Source organism: Streptomyces spinoverrucosus, from assembly GCF_015712165.1.
In the GTDB taxonomy this organism is placed as follows: Bacteria; Actinomycetota; Actinomycetes; order Streptomycetales; family Streptomycetaceae; genus Streptomyces; species Streptomyces spinoverrucosus_A.
In genome coordinates this window covers 3,924,822-3,942,696 of the sequence record NZ_JADPZX010000001.1, presented here as the reverse complement: position 1 = coordinate 3,942,696, position 17,875 = coordinate 3,924,822, and the positions used below count along the sequence as shown (strand labels likewise).

At 71.9% G+C, this 17,875-nt stretch carries 15 protein-coding genes and 2 pseudogenes; 14 read left to right on the top strand and 3 right to left on the bottom strand.

Annotated elements, in window-relative coordinates:
- Window positions 1–77 precede the first annotated feature (77 nt).
- Window positions 78–2,675 (top strand): ATP-dependent chaperone ClpB, encoded by a 2,598-nt coding sequence (clpB, locus tag I2W78_RS17730; protein ID WP_196461121.1) that lies wholly within the window; start codon window positions 78–80, stop codon window positions 2,673–2,675.
- Window positions 2,676–2,718: 43 nt separating this feature from the next.
- On the opposite strand, the gene I2W78_RS17725 is transcribed toward clpB, so the two are convergent.
- Complete coding sequence (locus I2W78_RS17725) at window positions 2,719–3,231, bottom strand: hypothetical protein (RefSeq protein WP_196461119.1); 513 nt, start codon at window positions 3,229–3,231, stop codon at window positions 2,719–2,721.
- A gap of 134 nt (window positions 3,232–3,365) precedes the next feature.
- Here I2W78_RS17725 and I2W78_RS17720 point away from each other — a divergent pair, with 134 nt between their 5' ends.
- Entirely contained in the window at window positions 3,366–3,893 is a 528-nt protein-coding gene (locus I2W78_RS17720; protein WP_196461117.1) for a type III secretion system chaperone family protein, read from the top strand.
- Between the two features lie 87 nt (window positions 3,894–3,980).
- Here the strand turns inward: I2W78_RS17720 and I2W78_RS17715 are convergent, their stop codons facing one another.
- The gene (locus tag I2W78_RS17715; protein WP_196461115.1) at window positions 3,981–5,171 is read right to left on the bottom strand and encodes a pyridoxal phosphate-dependent aminotransferase; all 1,191 of its coding nucleotides are present in this window, start codon (window positions 5,169–5,171) and stop codon (window positions 3,981–3,983) included.
- Window positions 5,172–5,301: 130 nt separating this feature from the next.
- Here I2W78_RS17715 and I2W78_RS17710 point away from each other — a divergent pair, with 130 nt between their 5' ends.
- The 11 genes and pseudogenes from I2W78_RS17710 to kynU all read left to right on the top strand — a co-directional run bounded on the left by I2W78_RS17710 (window position 5,302) and on the right by kynU (window position 16,244).
- Window positions 5,302–5,556 carry a hypothetical protein gene (locus tag I2W78_RS17710; RefSeq protein WP_196461113.1) on the top strand — a complete coding sequence of 85 codons (255 nt, stop codon included), beginning with the start codon at window positions 5,302–5,304 and terminating at the stop codon, window positions 5,554–5,556.
- A gap of 391 nt (window positions 5,557–5,947) precedes the next feature.
- Window positions 5,948–6,499, top strand: coding sequence for a DUF2617 family protein (locus tag I2W78_RS17705; RefSeq protein WP_196461111.1), 552 nt, complete (start codon window positions 5,948–5,950; stop codon window positions 6,497–6,499).
- A 92-nt stretch (window positions 6,500–6,591) separates the two neighbouring features.
- Window positions 6,592–8,168, top strand: a pseudogene (locus tag I2W78_RS17700) (polyamine aminopropyltransferase).
- A 77-nt stretch (window positions 8,169–8,245) separates the two neighbouring features.
- Complete coding sequence (locus tag I2W78_RS17695; protein ID WP_196461109.1) at window positions 8,246–9,112, top strand: SRPBCC domain-containing protein; 867 nt, start codon at window positions 8,246–8,248, stop codon at window positions 9,110–9,112.
- A gap of 356 nt (window positions 9,113–9,468) precedes the next feature.
- The gene (locus I2W78_RS17690) at window positions 9,469–10,257 is read left to right on the top strand and encodes an aldose epimerase family protein (protein ID WP_196461107.1); all 789 of its coding nucleotides are present in this window, start codon (window positions 9,469–9,471) and stop codon (window positions 10,255–10,257) included.
- 10 nt (window positions 10,258–10,267) lie between these two features.
- The gene (gene pyrE, locus I2W78_RS17685; RefSeq protein ID WP_196461105.1) at window positions 10,268–10,816 is read left to right on the top strand and encodes an orotate phosphoribosyltransferase; all 549 of its coding nucleotides are present in this window, start codon (window positions 10,268–10,270) and stop codon (window positions 10,814–10,816) included.
- 123 nt (window positions 10,817–10,939) lie between these two features.
- Entirely contained in the window at window positions 10,940–11,971 is a 1,032-nt protein-coding gene (fbaA, locus tag I2W78_RS17680; protein ID WP_196461103.1) for a class II fructose-bisphosphate aldolase, read from the top strand.
- A 61-nt stretch (window positions 11,972–12,032) separates the two neighbouring features.
- Window positions 12,033–13,487, top strand: a complete 1,455-nt coding sequence (locus I2W78_RS17675; protein ID WP_196461101.1) for an MFS transporter — start codon at window positions 12,033–12,035, stop codon at window positions 13,485–13,487.
- Window positions 13,488–13,642: 155 nt separating this feature from the next.
- Window positions 13,643–14,056 carry a DUF3151 domain-containing protein gene (locus tag I2W78_RS17670; RefSeq protein ID WP_196461099.1) on the top strand — a complete coding sequence of 138 codons (414 nt, stop codon included), beginning with the start codon at window positions 13,643–13,645 and terminating at the stop codon, window positions 14,054–14,056.
- Between the two features lie 162 nt (window positions 14,057–14,218).
- Window positions 14,219–15,058: a tryptophan 2,3-dioxygenase family protein gene (locus tag I2W78_RS17665; RefSeq protein ID WP_196461097.1), complete on the top strand. Its 840-nt coding sequence runs from the start codon at window positions 14,219–14,221 to the stop codon at window positions 15,056–15,058.
- Window positions 15,051–16,244, top strand: coding sequence for a kynureninase (gene kynU / locus I2W78_RS17660; RefSeq protein ID WP_196461094.1), 1,194 nt, complete (start codon window positions 15,051–15,053; stop codon window positions 16,242–16,244). The genes I2W78_RS17665 and kynU overlap by 8 nt, the downstream gene beginning before the upstream one ends.
- 6 nt (window positions 16,245–16,250) lie before the next feature.
- Here kynU and I2W78_RS40500 read toward each other — a convergent pair.
- A pseudogene (locus tag I2W78_RS40500) lies at window positions 16,251–16,550 on the bottom strand (TetR-like C-terminal domain-containing protein); the annotation flags it as partial.
- Between the two features lie 233 nt (window positions 16,551–16,783).
- Between I2W78_RS40500 and I2W78_RS17655 the strand changes: the two are divergent.
- Window positions 16,784–17,683, top strand: coding sequence for an alpha/beta hydrolase (locus tag I2W78_RS17655; RefSeq protein ID WP_196461092.1), 900 nt, complete (start codon window positions 16,784–16,786; stop codon window positions 17,681–17,683).
- Window positions 17,684–17,875 lie beyond the last annotated feature (192 nt).

Below are 17,875 nucleotides of genomic sequence, written 5' to 3'. Positions count from 1 at the left end.
TCACCCTTGAGTGGAATAGACTCAACTTTATGCACGTTGCCTGAGTCAGAGGCTCACGCAAGGAGGAGAACGGACACGTGGACGCCGAGCTGACCAACCGGAGCCGGGACGCGATCAACGCCGCCGGCAACCGGGCCGTGACCGAGGGGCACCCCGACCTCACCCCCGCGCACCTGCTGCTTGCTCTGCTCCAGGGGCAGGACAACGAGAACATCACCGACCTGCTGGCCGCCGTCGACGCCGATCAGGCCGCCGTACGCGCCGGCGCGGAGAAGGTCCTCGCCCAGCTGCCCAGCGTGACCGGCTCCACCGTCGCGCCCCCGCAGCCGAACCGCGAGCTGCTCGCCGTGATCGCCGATGCCCAGGCCAGGGCGCAGGACCTCGGCGACGAGTACGTCTCCACCGAGCACCTTCTCATCGGCATCGCCGCGAAGGGCGGCGCGGCCGGCGAGGTGCTGACCCGGCAGGGCGCCGACGCGAAGAAGCTGCTGGAGGCCTTCCGCAAGGCGCGCGGTGGACGCCGGGTGACCACGGCCGACCCCGAGGGGTCGTACAAGGCCCTGGAGAAGTTCGGGACCGACTTCACCGCCGCCGCCCGCGACGGCAAGCTCGACCCGGTCATCGGGCGGGACCAGGAGATCCGGCGGGTGGTGCAGGTGCTCAGCCGCCGTACCAAGAACAACCCCGTGCTGATCGGTGAGCCCGGCGTCGGCAAGACCGCCGTCGTCGAGGGGCTCGCCCAGCGGATCGTCAAGGGCGACGTGCCCGAGTCCCTGCGCAACAAGCGGCTCGTCGCGCTCGACCTCGGCGCCATGGTCGCCGGGGCGAAGTACCGCGGGGAGTTCGAGGAGCGGCTGAAGACCGTCCTCGCCGAGATCAAGGACTCCGACGGGCAGATCATCACCTTCATCGACGAACTGCACACCGTCGTGGGCGCCGGCGCCGGCGGCGACTCGGCCATGGACGCGGGCAACATGCTCAAGCCCATGCTCGCCCGCGGTGAGCTGCGCATGGTCGGCGCCACCACCCTCGACGAGTACCGCGAGCGGATCGAGAAGGACCCCGCCCTTGAGCGGCGTTTCCAGCAGGTGCTGGTCGCCGAGCCGACCGTCGAGGACACCATCGCCATCCTGCGCGGACTCAAGGGCCGCTACGAGGCCCACCACAAGGTGCAGATCGCGGACAGCGCGCTGGTCGCGGCCGCGACCCTGTCCGACCGGTACATCACCTCCCGCTTCCTCCCCGACAAGGCCATCGACCTCGTCGACGAGGCGGCCTCCCGCCTCCGTATGGAGATCGACTCGTCCCCCGTCGAGATCGACGAACTCCAGCGTGCCGTCGACCGGTTGAAGATGGAGGAGATGGCCCTCAGCAAGGAGACCGACGCGGCCTCCCGCGAGCGCCTGGACAAGCTGCGCCGCGACCTCGCCGACAAGGAGGAGGAGCTGCGCGGCCTCAACGCCCGCTGGGAGAAGGAGAAGCAGTCCCTCAACCGGGTCGGCGAGCTGAAGGAGAAGCTCGACGAACTTCGCGGGCAGGCCGAACGCGCCCAGCGCGACGGCGACTTCGACACCGCCTCCAAGCTGCTGTACGGCGAGATCCCGGCCGTGGAGCGGGACCTTCAGGCCGCCTCCGCCGCCGAGGAGGAGGTCGCCAAGGACACCATGGTCAAGGAGGAGGTCGGCTCCGACGACATCGCGGACGTCGTCGCCTCCTGGACCGGCATCCCGGCAGGGCGGCTCCTGGAGGGCGAGACGCAGAAGCTGCTGCGGATGGAGGACGAGATCGGCAAGCGGCTCATCGGGCAGACCGAGGCCGTCCGTGCCGTGTCCGACGCCGTACGACGGTCCCGCGCCGGTATCGCCGACCCGGACCGGCCCACCGGCTCCTTCCTCTTCCTCGGCCCGACCGGCGTCGGCAAGACCGAACTCGCCAAGGCGCTCGCCGACTTCCTCTTCGACGACGAGCGGGCCATGGTCCGCATCGACATGAGCGAGTACAGCGAGAAGCACAGTGTCGCCCGGCTCGTGGGCGCCCCGCCCGGGTACGTCGGCTACGAGGAGGGCGGCCAGCTGACGGAGACGGTCCGGCGCCGGCCGTACAGCGTCGTCCTGCTCGACGAGGTCGAGAAGGCGCACCCGGAGGTCTTCGACATCCTGCTCCAGGTGCTGGACGACGGACGGCTGACGGACGGTCAGGGGCGGACGGTCGACTTCCGCAACACCATCCTGGTGCTGACCTCCAACCTGGGCAGCCAGTTCCTGGTGGACCCGATGTCCAGCGAGGAGGAGAAGAAGGAGCAGGTGCTGGAGGTGGTCCGGGCGTCCTTCAAGCCGGAGTTCCTCAACCGGCTCGACGACCTGGTCGTCTTCTCCGCGCTGAACAAGGACGAGCTGAGCCGGATCGCCCGGCTCCAGATCGACCGGCTGGCCCGGCGGCTCGCCGAACGCCGACTCGGCCTGGAGGTCACCGACGAGGCCCTGGCCTGGCTCGCCGACGAGGGCATGGACCCGGCGTACGGCGCGCGCCCGCTGCGCCGCCTCGTCCAGACCGCCATCGGGGACCGGCTCGCCAAGGAGATCCTCTCCGGCGAGATCAAGGACGGGGACACGGTCCGGGTGGACACGTTCGGAGAGGGCCTGATCGTGGGCCCGGCGACCGGGAAGACGCTGTAGCTGCCGTCCGTGCGCTTCTCGGTGTCACGTCGTGAACGCCGCGTCACGTCGTGAACGCCGAGAAACGCACCTGGGCGGTCTCGGTGCCCTCGTGGTCCACGTCCATGTGCACGCCGTGCGCCTCGACGCCCTTGGGCAGGCCCCCCGTGTAGACGCCGAGGTCGACACACAGCTCCGCGTCGGCGTCCGCGCACTCGGTCCGCGGCGCCGGGGCGTCCGGGTAGGTGTCGGCGAGCCAGGCGCGGAAGTCCGCCCGGGGCATCCGGAAGACCGCCGTGTAGGCCGTGTCGATGCCGTGCGCCACCGTGCACGACTCGGCCTCGACGCCCGCGGGCAGCGCGGCCCCGCCGAAGCCCAGCGCCTCGGCGCAGTCGGCGTTCTCGGCGGCGTACCGGCCGATCTCCTCGTCGTCGGTCAGGACGAAGGCCAGCATGGCGCCGACGAGCAGGACCACGATCAGTCCCGGCAGGGCCGCGACGGCCGCGAAGATCCCCCACCGGGTACGGCCCCGGGGCGCCCCTTGGACAGCCGTCGCGACGTCCCGTTTCTCCGCCATGAGCCCCCGCCCCGCCTCGCACCGGCCGTCCGGCCGGATCACGTCCGCCGACGGCTGACAGACTACGTCGGGGCTTGCCACCCCCCTCCCCGCATGGGGGAGGATGGCGGAATCCGTACGAAGGGAAATTCACGGTGACCATCGACCCGTCCTCGATTCCGAACTTCGGGGGCAAGCCCCAGCCCGAGCCCCAAGGACCGGCGGGCCCCGTCGTCCCGGATCAGGACCTTGTGAAGCAGCTCCTCGACCAGATGGAGCTGAAGTACGTCGTCGACGAAGAGGGTGACCTCGCGGCGCCGTGGGAGCAGTTCCGTACGTACTTCATGTTCCGCGGCGAGGGTGACCAGCAGGTCTTCTCGGTGCGGACCTTCTACGACCGCCCCCACCCGATCGACGAGAAGCCGCAGCTTCTGGAGTCCATCGACGACTGGAACCGGCGGACCCTGTGGCCGAAGGTCTACAGCCACACCCATGACGACGGCACCGTCCGCCTCATCGGCGAGGCCCAGATGCTGATCGGCACCGGCGTCAACCTGGAGTTCTTCGTCTCCTCGACGGTCAGCTGGGTGCGCGCGGCCATCGAGTTCGACCGCTGGCTGGTCGAGCAGCTCGGCCTGGAGAAGGAGATCAACGACGCGGACAAGCCCGAGGACGAGGAGTAGTCGGGCGTCACGGGAGCCCGGCCAGGGCACCGACCGGCAAGGTCGGGTGCCCGGGCCGGGCTCTTGCCGTGTCCGGAGCCCGCCGCCTCACCCGGCCGGCGTCTTCAGCCGCTTCACCGCCTCCTCCAGTACCGCCCGCTGCTTGCAGAAGGCGAAGCGCACCTGCCTGCGGCCGGCGTCGGGGTCGTCGTAGAAGACGGAGTTAGGGATGGCGACGACGCCGCAGCGTTCGGGGAGCGCACGGCAGAAGGCGTAGGCGTCCTTCTCACCGAAGGGCGTGATGTCGGTGGTGATGAAGTACGTGCCCTGGGGCTGGTAGACCTCGAACCCGGCCGCGCGCAGGCCGTCGCCCAGCAGGTCGCGCTTGCGTCGTAGGTCGGCGCGGAAGTTGTCGAAGTACGCGTCCGGCAGGCGCAACGCTTCGGCGATCGCGTATTGGAAGGGGCCGGAGCTGACGTAGGTCAGGTACTGCTTGGCCGTCCGGACGGCGGCGACGAGCGGGCCGTCCGCGGTGATCCACCCGACCTTCCAACCGGTGAACGAAAACGTCTTGCCGCTCGACCCGATCGTCACCGTGCGCTCGCGCATCCCCGGGAAGGTGGCCAGGGGCACATGCTCGGCGTCGTCGAAGACCAGGTGCTCGTACACCTCGTCGGTCACCACCAGCAGATCCCGCTCGACGGCCAGCTCGGCGATCGCGGTCAGCTCCGCGCGCGTGAGCACCATGCCGGTGGGGTTGTGCGGGGTGTTGATCAGCAGCAGCCGGGTGCGGTCGGTGACGGCGGCGCGCAGTTCGTCGAGGTCCAGGCGGAACGAACCCTCGTCGGGGCGCAGGGTGACCGGCACCCGGGTGCCGCCCGCCATCGCGATGCACGCCGCGTACGAGTCGTAGTACGGCTCGAAGGCGATCACCTCGTCACCGGGCTCGACCAGCGCCAGCAGCGCGGCGGCGATCGCCTCGGTGGCGCCCGCGGTGACCAGGACCTCGGCGGCGGGGTCGTACGACAGCCCGTAGCGGCGCTGCTGGTGCGCGGCGACGGCGGCGCGCAGCTCGGGGATGCCCGGGCCGGGCGGGTACTGGTTGCCCCGGCCCTCGCGCAGCGCCCGTACGGCCGCCTCCCGGACCTCCTCGGGGCCGTCGGTGTCGGGGAAGCCCTGGCCCAGATTGATCGAGCCCGTGCTCAGGGCCAGCGCGGACATCTCCGCGAAGATCGTCGTTCCGAACTCTGCGAGGCGGCGGTTGAGGAAGGGGCGCTCGGTGGAGGTCATGGCGGCCATCCTGCGCTCAAGCTCTGGACTTCCTCAACTCTGCTTTGGGCCGCGCGGCGGCCGGGCATCCCCTCGGCACGCAAGCGAACGAGGCGCCCACGGGGGGCCGCTTCGGGGGAAACGGAAGGAGGGTGACGCCATGGTCATCGGCATCATCCTGGCGCTCTTCATGATCTGCGTGCTCGTCGGGGGCATCGCGACCTCGGTCCGTAGCGGCCGGAGCAGGGTGGGCGCGCGGTCCCGCCGGCGCAGCCGCTCGTACGGGGACGGCGGCAGCAGCGGCGGGTGGTTCGGCGGGGGAGACAGCGGCTCGGGCGACTCCGGGGGCGGGCACTCCTGCGGGGGCGGCTCGTCCTGCGGAGGTGGCGGCGGTGGATGCGGGGGAGGCAGCTGACACGGGGCAGCCGAGCTCCGGAAGGGGGAACCGCATCCCCGCCGCGCGGCGCCCGCCGGGACCGTCGGTCCGGGCGGGCGCCGTGGTGTGCGCCGGGCAGTCGCCTTTCGCGCTCACTCCGGCGTACGCCAACCTCGCTCAGGCGTACGCCGTGGTTGAACAGTTGAGCTGATAAGCCCTCTGAGGGATGGAAACCCCACGAAGTTGGGTAAAAACGCTGTGGCGTCGCCACAGTTCATGATTCCCTCTTAACCACCAACGCGGCCCTCGGACGTCCTGCGGACCCCGCCACCGACCGGGCTCCTGACGGGCCGCCGGGCCGATCTCCCGGTGTCGACCGGGGCGCGCCGGACCCACACCGCCTTTCTTTGCGTGCTAGCGGAGCCGATCCATGCTCACGACCCTGAACACCTCCTACACCGACACGCGCGCGGCCGACCTCGCCTGGGCGCTGGGCCGTGAACCACTGCCCGCCCTCGCCACCCTGGACCTCGAACTGGCCGGTGCCAAGCTCCAGTTGCGCCTGCTCGGCGCGTCCCACCAGGTGCTCCTGGAGGAGAAGCGGAGCAGTTGCTCGGAGACGGTGGCGTGCATTCCCGGCAGCAGTACGCCCCTGCCGCTCGGCGTCGCCAAGCGGGTGGGGGACTGGGAGTACGAGTTCGCCGCGCGCGTCGAGGCCCTGTCACCGGGCTCCTTCGCGGGCCGCGCCCAGGAGTTGCTGGCCCTCGTCTCCGACCACCCCAACGGCCTTGTCGGCGTCTTCCCCGGCAGCCCGCACGCCTTCACGGCCCTGCTCGCCCAGCGCCACGAGGGCCAGGTGCACTGGCGCACCTGGCACGCGTACCCACAGGACGGCCAGTTGGTCGCGACGCGGACGAGAGTGGGGGTGAGACGAGCGGTGAACCCGCAACGCCGTGAGCTCATAAGCCCGTCCGGCGACTGAGGGCGGGCTCAAACGCCCCGAGCCTCGACAACACGCGGTTCCACACGTGTGGGTGACGAAGCGCACCGCACCCGTGACGTAACGTCGCAGTCGTGATCGACCCGCACGCGCCAGCCCCACCCGGCACCCCGCCCCCTGGCGCGCCCCCGCGCGGATCCCAGTGCGGCAGGCAACCGGACGGTTCCTGGTCCTCGCGGGCGTCTTCGTCTGCGCGGCCTGCGGACTGGTGTACGAACTCGAACTGGTCGCCCTGGCCGCGTACTTGATCGGCGACTCGGTCACCCAGGCCTCCGTCGTGCTGTCCGTCATGGTCTTCGCGATGGGCATCGGCTCGCTCGCCGCCAAGCGGCTGCGCCGCCACGCCGCCGCCGGCTTCGGCGCGGTCGAGGCGGCCCTCGCCCTGGTCGGCGGGTGCAGCGCGATGGCCCTGTACGCCGTCTTCGCCTGGACCGGGGACTGGGGCGGCCTGTGGGTCAACGGCCCGCGCTGGCTGCTGGTCGCCTTCTCCCTCGTCATCGGACTGCTGATCGGCGCGGAGATCCCGCTGCTGATGGAGCTGATCCAGCGCATCCGCCGCCAGGACGCGGGCGGCGCGGTGGCCGACCTGTTCGCGGCGGACTACGTCGGCGCCCTGGTCGGCGGCCTCGCCTTCCCCTTCCTTCTGCTGCCGTTCCTCGGCCAGTTGACCGGCGCCCTGCTGACCGGCGCCGTCAACGTCGTCGCCGGTGGCTGCCTGGTCCTGGGCCTGTTCCGGCGCGACCTGACGTGCCGTGCCCGTTGGCTGCTGCTCGTCGCCAACGTCGCCGTCCTCGCGATCCTCGCCTCGGCCGCCGTCCTCGTCGACGACTTCGAACGCGCCGCCCGCACCGCCGTCTACGGCCGGGACGTACGCGTCGCCCTGCAGACGGACGTCCAGGAGGTCGTCCTCACCGGCGGCAGGGACGGCCGCCCTCTCGACCTCTTCATCGACGGCCGGCTCCGCGTCAGCGGCCGCGACGAACGCCGGTACCACGAAGCGCTGGTGCACCCCGCGATGAACGGCACGCACGCGCGCGTACTCATCCTCGGCGGCGGGGACGGCCTCGCCGCGCGCGAGGTGCTGCGGCACCAGGGCGTACGGCACGTCGACATCGTCGAAATCGACGCGGCGGTCGTGGAGTTGGCGGGCGAGGACCCCGCGCTGGCCGACCTCAACGACCACGCCTACGACGACCCCCGCGTCCACGTCACCACGGCGGACGCCTTCCGCTGGCTGCGGGGCGCGCCGGCGGCGGCGTACGACGTGGTGATCGCGGACCTGCCCGACCCGGGCATCACGGACAGCACCAAGCTGTACTCCCAGGAGTTCTACGGCCTCGCCCGGCGCACCCTGGCGGACGACGGCCGCCTGTCCGTGCACGCGGGACCGTTCCGCTCCCACCCGCGGGTCTTCTGGACGGTCGAGGCGACGATCCGCGCGGCGGGCCTGCACACGGCCCCGTACCGGGTGTCGGGCCACGACTCCGCCTTCACCGCCGACCGCACCCCCGGCCCGGCCCACACCCCCCACGACTGGGGCTTCGTCCTGGCCGCCGCGCAGGCGACGCCACCGCTGGACGCGGCCGGGCAGGCCTTGACGCCACGGATGACGGGGCTGCCGGCGTCGACGTTGGTGCACCCGCGGTACTGAGGGCATGGGGGAGTTGCCGGGCGAGTTGCTGTCGAGGGGAGCGTACTTTCGCCCACCCCCGGGTAGGCTCGATCGCCATGGAGCATGAGGTGTTCGTTCCGGTTCCCTCCGACCGGTTGGCCGCGGCGCTGGCCGACCCCGCGCGGGTCGCCCGGGCGGTTCCCGGGCTCCAGCAGGAGGCGGGGGCCGAGCCCGTCGCCGGGCGGCTCAAGATGCGGATCGGCAGTCACTCCATCACCTACCGCGGCACCCTGCGCATCGCCGCGCAGGACGACGGTTCGTACGCCGTCGAGGGCGACGCCGCCGAGACCCGGGGCACCGGCTCGGTCAAGCTCGCGCTCACCGTCCGCCTCCGCGACACCGACGGCGGCACCACACTCACCGTCCAGGGCACCGCGTCGGCCGACGGCCGCATCACCGAGTTGCCCGAGGAAACGGTCCACTCCGCCGTGACCCGCCTGCTGGGCCGCACGGCGGAGAACCTGGCTGCGGACGCCGGCCGCGAGCCGCAGGAGACGGCGCCGGCGGCATCCCCCTCCGTGTTCGACACCGAGGTCCCGCCCCCCTCCCTCGACCCCACCACTGACGAACCCGACCTCATCGACGACCGCCCCGAAGAGCCCCCCGCCGCCCAGGACGCGACGGAACCCCCTGCTGCCCAGGACGCGACGGAACCCCCCGTCGCCCAGGGCGCGCAGCAATCCCCCGTCGCCCGGGACTTCGCCGAGTCCGCCGAGCCGCCCGCCGAAGCCGCGCACGCGCGCCGCACGATGATCGGCCGCAGCGCGGAGGAGGTCGACCACGCCCCGCCCCGAGGCCGCTACGCCCCCGTCCCGGCCCCGCAGACCGTCGCGCAGAACCCCACCCTGCGCTGGGCCCCGGCGGCCGCGCTGGTGGTGGCGACCGCCATCGTCGTCGGCCGCGCCCTGCGCCGCCGCCACTGAGACCTCGCCGGCCGGAGAGGCCGCCGGCGGGCGCCATTGGTGGTCGGGCCGGGTGCCGTCGCGGCTGGGTTCCCGCCGCGCGACAGGTCGCGACTGCCGTCGTTCGTGGGTCGCGGGTCGTGTGCTGTCGTCGCTGTCTTCCCACGGGCCGCGACGGCAACTGTTCGTGGGCCGCGCGCCCTGCGCCGCCGCCACTGAGCGGCCGCGGCCGGACAGGCGCTGTCGATCTCCCCGTAGGGTCGTCCCGTGAGTACGGGCCGCGACGGCAACTGTTCGTGGGCCGCGCGCCCTGCGCCGCCGCCACTGAGCGGCTGAAGCCGGACAGGCCCTCTTGATCTCCCCAGTAGGGTCGTCCCGTGAGTAACGAACCCATCACGCTGACCGCGGGCGACGCGGAAGTGACCGTGCGGCCCGACAACGGCGGCCGTGTCGCGGGACTCCGCGTCGGCGGCACCGAACTCCTCCGCCAGGGCGACCGTTTCGGCTGTTTCCCGATGGTCCCCTGGTGCGGCCGGATGCGCGACGGCCGGTTCCGCACCGGCGCCACCCTGCACCAGCTGCCGCTCAACGCCCCGCCGCACGCCATCCACGGCACCGCCCGCGACGGCGCCTGGCACCCCGCGCGCGTCACGGCCGACGAGGCGGTCCTGACGTACGACCTGGTGGAGCCCTGGCCCTACTCCGGCCGCGTCACCCACGCGATCGGCCTCACACCGGACGCCCTGACGCTGACCATGGCCGTCGAGACGTATGACGACTCCTTCCCGGCGCAGATCGGCTGGCACCCGTGGTTCAGCCGGAACCTCGGCGGGGCCGACGTACAGATCGACTTCAGCCCCGCCTGGCAGGAGGAGCGCGGCGACGACCACCTCCCCACCGGCAATCGCCTCGACGTCAAGCCCGGCCCCTGGGACGACTGCTTCGGCATGCCCGGCGGGGTCGACGTCACCCTCACCTGGCCGGAACAGCTGGAGCTGAAGGTCACCAGCCCCGAGGAGTGGGTCGTGGTGTACGACGAGCAGGAGGCCGCCGTCTGCGTGGAGCCGCAGACCGGGCCGCCCGACGGGCTGAACACCCTCCCGCGCCTGGTCACGCCACTGGAGCCGCTGGAGGCCACGACCACCTGGCGCTGGAGGCGGCTCTAAGCTGGTCGGCATGACGGACGTACGTGGCGCGCTGCTGCAGCAGATCAAGGACAAGGCCGTGGTGCACGGCAAGGTGACCCTCTCCTCGGGTCTGGAGGCGGACTACTACGTCGACCTGCGCCGCATCACCCTCGACGGCGAGGCCGCCCCGCTGGTCGGCCAGGTGCTGCTGGACCTGACCGCCGACCTGGACTTCGACGCCGTCGGCGGGCTCACCATGGGCGCCGACCCGGTCGCCGCCGCGATGCTGCACGCCGCCGCCGCGCGGGGCCGCAGGCTGGACGCGTTCGTCGTACGCAAGGCCGCGAAGGCGCACGGCCTGCAGCGGCGGGTCGAGGGCCCGGACATCGCCGGCCGCCGCGTGCTGGTCGTCGAGGACACCTCCACCACCGGCGGCTCCCCGCTCACCGCCGTCGAGGCGGTGCGCGAGGCCGGCGCCGAGGTCGTGGCCGTCGCGACGATCGTCGACCGGGCGACCGGCGCGGCCGAGAAGATCCAGGAGGGCGCGGGGGTGCCGTACCTGTACGCGTACTCGAAGGACGAGCTCGGTCTGGACTGAGCGCCTCTTAGAGCATCCCGGTTCGTCTGGAAAGATGGGGCCGACGATGACGTCGCACCCCAAGGTCTAGGTCAGGGCCGTAAGCACGCAGAACGCCAACCCGCACATACAAGGAGCGGACAGATGCCCATCGCAACCCCCGAGGTCTACAACGAGATGCTCGACCGGGCGAAGGCAGGCAAGTTCGCCTACCCGGCCATCAACGTCACCTCGTCCCAGACCCTGCACGCGGCTCTGCGCGGCTTCGCCGAGGCCGAGAGCGACGGCATCATCCAGATCTCGACCGGCGGCGCCGAGTTCCTCGGCGGTCAGCACAGCAAGGACATGGTCACGGGCGCGGTCGCCCTGGCCGAGTTCGCGCACATCGTCGCCAAGAAGTACGACGTGACGGTCGCCCTGCACACCGACCACTGCCCGAAGGACAAGCTCGACGGGTACGTCCGTCCGCTGCTCGCGGTCTCCGAGGAGCGCGTCGCCCGCGGCGAGAACCCGCTCTTCCAGTCCCACATGTGGGACGGCTCCGCCGAGACCCTCGCCGACAACCTGGCCATCGGCCAGGAACTGCTCGCCCGCGCCGCCGCCGCGAAGATCATCCTCGAGGTGGAGATCACGCCGACCGGTGGCGAGGAGGACGGCGTCACCCACGAGATCAACGACAAGCTGTACACCACGGTCGACGACGCGATCCGCACCGCCGAGGCGCTGGGCCTGGGCGAGAAGGGCCGCTACCTGCTGGCCGCGTCCTTCGGCAATGTGCACGGCGTGTACAAGCCGGGCAACGTCGTGCTCCGGCCCGAGCTGCTGAAGGAGCTCAACGAGGGCGTCGCCGCCAAGTACGGCCGTCCCGCCGACGCCAAGGTCTTCGACTTCGTCTTCCACGGCGGCTCCGGCTCCACCGAGCAGGAGATCCAGACCGCGCTGGAGAACGGCGTCGTCAAGATGAACATCGACACCGACACGCAGTACGCCTTCACGCGCCCGGTCGCCGACCACATGTTCAAGAACTACGACGGCGTCCTGAAGGTCGACGGCGAGGTCGGCTCGAAGAAGACCTACGACCCGCGCACCTGGGGCAAGCTGGCCGAGGCGGGCATGGCCAAGCGGGTCGTCGAGGCCTGCCAGAACCTGCGCTCGGCCGGTACGAAGCTGAAGTAGTACCCGGACTTCCCCGACGAGCCCGGCGCAACAGCGCCGGGCTCGCTGTATACCTGGGGGCATGCCCGATGTCCGGCTGGCCTCGTCCCAGGGCAAGTGGATCCTGTTCACCACCGTGCTCGGCTCCAGCATGGCCCTGCTGGACTCGACCGTCGTCAATGTCGCCCTGCCCCGCATCGGCCGCGACCTGGACGCCGACCTGGCGGCACTCCAGTGGACGGTCAACGCCTACATGCTCACGCTCGCCGGGCTGATCCTGCTGGGCGGCTCGCTGGGCGACACTTACGGCCGACGGAAGATCTTCGTCATGGGCGTGGTGTGGTTCGCCGTCGCCTCGCTGCTGTGCGGGCTCGCGCCGAACGCGGAGGTGCTGATCGCGGCCCGGGCGCTGCAGGGGGTCGGCGGCGCCCTGCTCACGCCGGGGTCGCTGGCGTTGATCCAGGCCTCCTTCCATGCCGACGACCGGGGGCGGGCGGTCGGCCTGTGGTCCGGCTTCGGCGGCATCGGCGCGGCCGTCGGCCCCTTCGTCGGCGGTTGGCTGGTGGACGGCCCCGGCTGGCGCTTTATCTTCCTGCTCAACGTCCCGCTCGCTCTGGTGTGCGTCCCCGTGGCCCTGCGGCACGTCCCCGAGTCCGCCGACGGCCGCAAACACGGCCGCTTCGACGTGCTCGGCGCGACACTGGGCGCACTGTCGCTCGCCCTGGTCACCTACGCCCTGATCGAGGCCACGGAGGGGTCCCTCGTCGTCGCCGTGACGGCGGTCGCGGGCGTGGCTGCGGGCGTCGCCTTCGTCTACGTCGAGAAGCGCCGCCCGGACCCGATGATGCCGCTGGACATCTTCAGATCGCGCCAGTTCACGGCGGTCAATCTGGTCACCCTGTGTGTGTACGCGGCCTTCGGCGGTTTCTTCTTCCTCGCCGTGATCCAGCTCCAGGTGGTCTCCGGCTACTCGGCCCTGGCCGCCGGTACGGCGCTGCTGCCGGCCACCGTCCTGATGCTGCTGTTCTCCGCCCGCTCCGGCGAGCTGGGCGAACGCATCGGCCCGCGCATCCCGCTCACCGTCGGCCCGCTGCTGTGCGCGGCGGGCATGCTGCTGATGCTGCGGGTGGGGCAGGACGCCTCGTACCTGGCGGACGTGCTCCCGGCCCTGCTGGTGCTGGGCCTGGGCATGGTCACCCTGGTGGCGCCGCTCACGGCCACGGTCCTGGCCTCCGTGGACACGGCCCGGGCCGGTCTGGCGAGCGGCATCAACAACGCGGCGGCGCGGGCGGCGGGCCTGGTGGCGGTCGCCGCGCTGCCCCTGCTGGCTGGGATGGGCCCGGAGGCGTACCGCGCGCCGGCCGCCTTCGACGAGGCGTTCGGCCGGGCGATGGTGGTGTGCGCGGCCGTGCTGGTGGTCGGGGCGGCGCTGGCCTTCACGTTCGTACGCCGTCTGCCGCCGGGCTGTGAGCGGCCCGAGTGCCGCAGGCACGGAAACGTGACCTCGCCACCGCTGGAGCGGCCGGGGCGCGGATAGGCGGGGGTCGGGAGCGCGGCGGGTGCGGGTTGGCGGGGTTGTGGAGCGTGGCGGGTGCGGGTTGGCGGGGTTGTGGAGCGTGGCGGGTGCGGGTCGGCGGCATGCGGGCGACCGCCACTGCCCTCGTTCCGCCGCGATGCACCAGACTGGGACCCATGACGATTCACGAGAACCTCCTCGGGGGACCGCCCCCGACCCACCTCCCCGACGACCCGGAGCCGCGTGAGCTGCTCGCGGGCGGGACCGCGCCCGCCGACGTCGCGGCGAAGTACCCGACGTCCTCGCTGGCCTGGGCCCAGCTGGCCGACGAGGCGTTCGAACGGGGCAGCGTCGTGGAGTCGTACGCCTATGCCCGTACGGGCTACCACCGCGGTCTGGACGCCCTGCGCCGCAACGGCTGGAAGGGCCACGGGCCCGTGCCCTGGGAGCACGAGCCGAACCGCGGCTTCCTGCGCGCCCTGCACGCCCTCGCCCGTGCGGCGGGTGCGATCGGCGAGCAGGAGGAGTACGAGCGCTGCTCGCAGTTCCTGAAGGACTCCTCGCCGACGGCGGCGCAGACGCTGGGTTAGCAGACGCTGGATCAGTCGCCTTTGTTGCGGGCCCGCCCGGTGTGACCTGGGCGGGCCTTGCGATGTTCCGGGGCATCCCTGAGGATGCGGGTGGGGACCGGGGCCCCCGTGTCGGTAACGGCAGGGGCGGACCGCTACCCGGAGTTACAACAGGAGACAGCGATGTCCCAAGAGGCTCACGAAACGAACGAGCCCGAGACCCCGCATCTCGACTTCGATGGCACAACGCCGTACGAGGACTACGTCAGGGCGGACGTGCTCACCCACCTCCAGCACACCCTCTCCGACGATCCCGGAGAGATGGTCTTCCTGGTCACGACCCAGGTGATGGAGCTGTGGTTCACCGTCGTCGTCCATGAGTGGGAGACCGCCGCGAAGGCGCTCCGCGAGGACGACGTGCCGGTGGCGGTGGCGGCGCTGAAGCGTTCCGTCCGCGAGCTGGAGGCGCTGAACGCCTCCTGGAAGCCGCTCGGCCAGCTGACCCCGGCCCAGTTCAACTCGTATCGCTCCGCCCTCGGCGAGGGCTCCGGATTCCAGTCGGCGATGTACCGGCGGATGGAGTTCCTGCTCGGCGAGAAGTCCGCGTCGATGCTGGTCCCGCACCGGGGCGCGCCCCGAGTGCACGCCGAGCTGGAGAAGGCGCTGCACGAGCCGAGCCTGTACGACGAGGTGCTGCGCTTCCTCGCCCGGCGCGGCCACGCGATCCCCGAGGCCGTGCTGAAGCGCGACGTCTCCGAGCGGTACGAGCCGTCGGAAGCGGTCGAGGCGGCCTGGACCGCGATCTACGCGGGCGACCAGAACTCCGAACTCGCCCGCTTGGGCGAGGCGCTGACCGACGTCGCCGAACTGGTGTGGCGCTGGCGCAACGACCACCTGGTCGCCACCCGGCGCGCCATGGGCGCGAAGCCCGGCACGGGCGGCTCGGCCGGGGTGGCCTGGCTGGAGAAGCGGGCGCGCAAGAACGTGTTCCCGGAGCTGTGGACGGCGAGGTCCCATGTCTGAACTGCTCCTGCGGGCTGAGAAGTGGGACGGCGAGGACCCGCTGGCCGGGAAGCGGTCGGCGTTCGTCCTCGACGACGTGGTGTACCTGGACGGCAACTCGCTGGGCGCGCTGCCGGCCGGCGTGCCGGGCCGGGTCGAGGATGTCGTCCGCCGTCAGTGGGGTGAGCTGCGGATCCGTTCGTGGGAGGAGAGCGGCTGGTGGACCGCGCCCGAGCGGATCGGCGACCGGATCGCCCCGCTGGTGGGCGCGGCGGCGGGCCAGATCGTGGTCGGCGACTCGACGAGCGTCAATGTCTTCAAGGCGCTGGTGGCCGCTGTGCGGATGGCGCAGTCCGCCGGTTCCGGCCGGGACGAGATCCTGGTCGACGCGACGACCTTCCCCACGGACGGGTACATCGCCGAGTCGGCGGCGCGGATGACCGGGTGCTCGCTGCGGGCGGTGGTGCCGGGTGAGGTGCCGGCCGCCCTGTCCGGGCGCACGGCCGCGGTGCTGCTGAACCACGTCGACTACCGGACGGGCCGGCTGCACGACCTGCCCGCACTGACGGCCGCGGTGCACGCGGCGGGCGCGGTGGCGGTGTGGGACCTGTGCCACAGCGCGGGCGCGCTGCCGGTGGGGCTGGACGAGCACGGGGTGGACCTGGCGGTCGGGTGCACGTACAAGTACCTGAACGGTGGGCCCGGTTCACCGGCGTACCTGTATGTGCGGGCCGAGCTGCAGGACCGGTTCGACTCGCCGCTGCCGGGGTGGAACTCGCATGTGGAGCCCTTCGGCATGCGGGCTTCCTTCGAACCGGCGCCGGGTGCGGTGCGCGGGCGGGTCGGTACGCCGGACATCCTCTCGATGCTGGCGCTGGAGGCCGCGCTGGAGGTCTGGGACGGTGTCTCGATCGAGGCGGTGCGGGCCAAGTCGCTCGCGCTGACGGACTTCTTCTTGGAGTGTGTCGGGGCGTATGTGCCCGAGGGCCGCGTGGAGTCGGTGACTCCGGCCGCTCATGAGGAGCGCGGCAGCCAGGTGGCGCTGCGGTGCGCGGATGCCGGGGACGTGATGAAACGGCTCATCGAGGGAGGGGTCGTGGGCGACTTCCGGCAGCCCGATGTGCTGCGGTTCGGCTTCACCCCGCTGTATGTCGGGTTCGCGGATGTGGAACGGGCGGCGCGGGTGCTGGCGGAGGTGCTGCGCTGACCCCGGTCACGTCCTGGTGACGTACACCCCCGCCACGGCAGCCGCGTGCGCCGCCCGCGCGGCGCGCTCCGCGGCGGGGGTGGCGGGGGCCCCGGTCGTCAGCAACTGGTAGTAGAGGGGGCGCAGACACCGCCCGTACGACCGCCTCCGCGTCCGTCCCGACGGGCAACTCGCCCCGGGCGACGCCCTGTTCCACGCACGGCGCCCACTCCGCCACCCGCACCTCGCGGCGGCGATGACGGCGCGGAACAGTGCCCCCTGCCGGGGATCCGCCAACGTCCTGCGCACCAGCCGCGCGTTGGCCCGCGTTCTTTGGGGTTCCTGGGGACTCCTGGGGACTCCTGGGGACTCCTGGGGACTCCTGGGGGCGAGTGTCCTGCCGTCACTCACCAGCGGAAACGAAACGGTGGAACCGTCACCCTGCCCCTCACCGAGCGTGACATCCCCATGCAGCCGCACGTCACCGGCCTGATACCGTCCCCGCCAACGGCCGATTCCCCTGGTCCGCCAAACCCGTTACACCGCTGAGAGGTTGGAGCATGCCGGACGACGCCGCAGCAGCCCGGGCCGCCGCCGAGGAGGAGTCCGCCTTCGCGCATCCGGCCGTCGACCCCGACGCCACGGCCGCGTACGGCGACCACCCCGACCAGGTGATCGACTTCTACGCCCCGCGCGGCACCGAGCCCACGGGGCCCACCTCCCTCGCCCCGCTCGTCGTGGTGCTGCACGGGGGTGCGTGGCGGGCGCCGTACGACCGCCGGCACATCAGCCCGTTCGCGGACTTCCTGGCCCGCCGGGGGTTCGCCGTGGCGAGCGTCGAGTACCGGCGGGGCGCCGAGAGTCCGGACGGGGACACCGGGCCGGGCACCGGACCGGTCGCCGGTCGCTGGCCGGAGACCTTCGACGACGTCGCCGCCGCGCTGGACGCGCTCCCCGCGCTCGTACGGGAGGCCCTTCCGCAGGCCGACTTCCGCCGTACGGTGATCACCGGCCACTCGGCGGGCGCGCATCTGGCGCTGTGGGCGGCCGCCCGGCACGTCCTCCCGGCGGACGCGCCCTGGCGCACGGACCGGCCCGCGCAGCTGCGGGGCGTGGTGGCGCTGGCCCCGATCGCGGACTTCGCGGTGGCCGACAAGCTGGATGTGTGCGGGGGAGCGGTACGTCAACTCCTGGGTGGCGAGGCGCACTTCGCGGAGCGGCAGCCGTATGCCGACCCGGCGCTGCTGCTGCCGACCGGCATCGCGACGACGCTCGTCCAGGGGCGCGCGGACGTGGATGTTCCGCAGGCCGTCGCCGAGTCGTACGCGGAGGCGGCGGCGAAGGCGGGGGAGGTGGTGGGGCTGACGCTGCTGGAGGACGTCGGTCACTTTCCGCTGATCGATCCGGTGGCGGATGCGTGTGCGGTGGTGGTCGAGGAGATTGGGCAGTTGGCTTGGTGAGGCCGTCTCATGCCCGTAACAGGTGAGGCCCTCTCATGTGCGTGATAGGTGAGTCGCTCTCATGCCCGTCCTAGGTGAGCCCCTCTCATACCCGTAGTACCTGAGAGCTACCTGCCGGAAGAGCTCCCTGGCGGGACGCGGACGACGAGCCCTGATCCGTAATTTCCCAACCAGACAGGCCCGATGGGCGGG

What these genes read in the sequence shown, in the direction of transcription:
- I2W78_RS17725 (WP_196461119.1), bottom strand. Translation starts at nt 3,231, where the DNA reads ATGGCGGAGAAACGGGACGTCGCGACGGCTGTCCAAGGGGCGCCCCGG.
- I2W78_RS17715 (WP_196461115.1), bottom strand. Translation starts at nt 5,171, where the DNA reads ATGGCCGCCATGACCTCCACCGAGCGCCCCTTCCTCAACCGCCGCCTC.
- I2W78_RS17710 (WP_196461113.1), top strand. Translation starts at nt 5,302, where the DNA reads ATGGTCATCGGCATCATCCTGGCGCTCTTCATGATCTGCGTGCTCGTC.
- I2W78_RS17705 (WP_196461111.1), top strand. Translation starts at nt 5,948, where the DNA reads ATGCTCACGACCCTGAACACCTCCTACACCGACACGCGCGCGGCCGAC.
- I2W78_RS17695 (WP_196461109.1), top strand. Translation starts at nt 8,246, where the DNA reads ATGGAGCATGAGGTGTTCGTTCCGGTTCCCTCCGACCGGTTGGCCGCG.
- pyrE (WP_196461105.1), top strand. Translation starts at nt 10,268, where the DNA reads ATGACGGACGTACGTGGCGCGCTGCTGCAGCAGATCAAGGACAAGGCC.
- fbaA (WP_196461103.1), top strand. Translation starts at nt 10,940, where the DNA reads ATGCCCATCGCAACCCCCGAGGTCTACAACGAGATGCTCGACCGGGCG.
- I2W78_RS17675 (WP_196461101.1), top strand. Translation starts at nt 12,033, where the DNA reads ATGCCCGATGTCCGGCTGGCCTCGTCCCAGGGCAAGTGGATCCTGTTC.
- I2W78_RS17670 (WP_196461099.1), top strand. Translation starts at nt 13,643, where the DNA reads ATGACGATTCACGAGAACCTCCTCGGGGGACCGCCCCCGACCCACCTC.
- I2W78_RS17665 (WP_196461097.1), top strand. Translation starts at nt 14,219, where the DNA reads ATGTCCCAAGAGGCTCACGAAACGAACGAGCCCGAGACCCCGCATCTC.
- kynU (WP_196461094.1), top strand. Translation starts at nt 15,051, where the DNA reads ATGTCTGAACTGCTCCTGCGGGCTGAGAAGTGGGACGGCGAGGACCCG.
- I2W78_RS17655 (WP_196461092.1), top strand. Translation starts at nt 16,784, where the DNA reads ATGCCGGACGACGCCGCAGCAGCCCGGGCCGCCGCCGAGGAGGAGTCC.